Raw genomic sequence first — 2,347 nt, 5'->3', positions numbered from 1 at the left:
GTGACAGACGTATTGACTGGCACACGGCATTCGCGGGCAAGCCCGCTCCCACATTTTTGTGTGTATTTCAGGCTGCGGTTTATTTGTTGGCCGCAAAACTTGCGAAGTTGCTATCTCCTTCTACTACTAAGGTCGTCTGGAACCCTTTGTGCAGCCGCATACAGTGGATACGTTCCAATAATAAAAAAGCTGTGCTGCGAGGATAAAAACAATGAACGACAGCATTTACCTCTCGATTCAAGACAGCCCGCGCTTCAAGGAGCTGGTGAGAAAAAGGGAAAGGTTCGCCTGGATTCTCTCGGCGATCATGCTAGGGCTTTACTCCGCTTTCATCCTGTTGATCGCCTATGGGCCACAAGTACTGGGGGCCAAGCTTAGCCCTGGTTCGTCGATTACCTGGGGCATTCCCCTGGGCGTCGGGCTGATTGTGTCTGCCTTCGTGCTGACAGGCATCTACGTGCGCCGGGCCAATGGCGAGTTTGACGACCTGAACGCTGCGATTCTCAAGGAGGCTGCGCAATGATCCGGCGTCTACTGGCAGTATTCGGCGCTTCGCTCTTTGCTCCGGCGCTCTGGGCGGCGGACGCATTGACCGGTGAAGTGCACAAGCAACCGCTGAACGTCTCGGCCATCGTGATGTTCATTGCATTCGTGGGTGCCACCCTGTGCATCACCTACTGGGCCTCCAAGCGCAACAAGTCGGCGGCCGACTACTACGCGGCCGGCGGCAAGATCACCGGTTTCCAGAACGGCCTGGCCATTGCCGGTGACTACATGTCGGCGGCGTCCTTCCTGGGGATTTCCGCGCTGGTCTACACCTCCGGTTATGACGGCCTGATCTACTCGATCGGCTTCCTGGTGGGCTGGCCGATCATTCTGTTCCTGATCGCCGAGCGCCTGCGCAACCTGGGCAAGTACACCTTTGCCGACGTGGCGTCCTATCGCCTGGGCCAGACCCAGATCCGCAGCCTGTCGGCGTGCGGCTCGCTGGTGGTGGTGGCGTTCTACCTGATCGCGCAGATGGTGGGGGCGGGCAAGCTGATCCAGTTGCTGTTCGGCCTGGACTACCATGTGGCGGTGATTCTGGTGGGTATCCTGATGGTGCTGTACGTGCTGTTCGGCGGCATGCTGGCGACCACCTGGGTGCAGATCATCAAGGCGGTGCTGCTGCTGTCCGGCGCGTCGTTCATGGCGTTGATGGTGATGAAGCACGTCAACTTCGACTTCAACCTGCTGTTCTCCGAGGCCACCAAGGTTCACCCCAAAGGTGAAGCGATCATGAGTCCGGGCGGCCTGGTGAAAGACCCGATCTCTGCATTCTCCCTGGGGCTTGCACTGATGTTCGGTACCGCTGGCCTGCCACACATCCTGATGCGCTTCTTCACCGTGAGTGACGCCAAGGAAGCTCGCAAGAGCGTGTTCTACGCCACAGGTTTCATCGGTTACTTCTACATCCTGACCTTCATCATTGGCTTCGGCGCGATTCTGCTGGTCAGCACCAACCCGGCGTTCAAGGATGCCGCAGGCGCCTTGCTGGGTGGTAACAACATGGCGGCGGTGCACCTGGCCAACGCGGTGGGTGGCAGTATCTTCCTGGGCTTCATCTCGGCCGTGGCGTTCGCCACCATCCTGGCGGTGGTTGCCGGCTTGACCCTGGCCGGCGCTTCGGCGGTGTCCCACGACCTGTATGCCAGCGTGATCAAGAAAGGCAAGGCCAACGACAAGGATGAGATTCGCGTATCGAAGATCACCACCATTGCCTTGGGTGTATTGGCGATCGGCCTGGGTATCCTGTTCGAAAGCCAGAACATCGCGTTCATGGTCGGCCTGGCGTTCTCCATTGCCGCCAGCTGTAACTTCCCGGTGTTGCTGCTTTCCATGTACTGGAAAAACCTCACCACCCGTGGCGCAATGATCGGCGGCTGGCTGGGCCTGCTCAGCGCCGTTGGCCTGATGGTGCTCGGCCCGACCATCTGGGTCTCGATCCTGCACCATGAAAAAGCCATCTTCCCGTACGAGTACCCGGCGCTGTTCTCGATGATCATCGCGTTCATCGGCATCTGGTTCTTCTCCATCACCGACAAGTCGGCGGCGGCAGAGAAAGAGCGTGCGCTGTACTTCCCGCAGTTTGTGCGTTCGCAGACTGGCCTGGGGGCGAGTGGGGCGGTTAACCACTAACGCTGTCGCTGTATGAAGAAATGCCCCGGTCGAAAGGCCGGGGTATTTTTTTGCCTGAATACTTGGGGAGGGTTGGTTGTAGTGAGCGGGCTTGCCCGCGCTGGGTGGCGGAGCCGCCCCAAACCCTGGCGCCCCGGTCTTCCAGAAATATTGCGGCAGCATTGTTGGG

At 59.1% G+C, this 2,347-nt stretch carries 3 protein-coding genes; all 3 read left to right on the top strand.

Annotation, left to right across the window (positions count from 1 at the left end; all coding sequences use genetic code 11):
- A partial coding sequence (locus ACW9IB_RS29335) for a hypothetical protein (protein ID WP_457416802.1) occupies window positions 1–206 on the top strand: 206 nt, incomplete at its 5' end.
- 5 nt (window positions 207–211) lie between these two features.
- Window positions 212–523 carry a DUF485 domain-containing protein gene (locus tag ACW9IB_RS29330; protein ID WP_457366764.1) on the top strand — a complete coding sequence of 104 codons (312 nt, stop codon included), beginning with the start codon at window positions 212–214 and terminating at the stop codon, window positions 521–523.
- Complete coding sequence (locus ACW9IB_RS29325) at window positions 520–2,178, top strand: cation acetate symporter (protein WP_457416800.1); 1,659 nt, start codon at window positions 520–522, stop codon at window positions 2,176–2,178. The genes ACW9IB_RS29330 and ACW9IB_RS29325 overlap by 4 nt, the downstream gene beginning before the upstream one ends.
- Window positions 2,179–2,347: the final 169 nt, after the last annotated feature.

The sequence above is a fragment of the Pseudomonas sp. SDO524_S393 genome (assembly GCF_054071875.1).
This window is presented reverse-complemented; position numbering and strand designations above follow the sequence as displayed.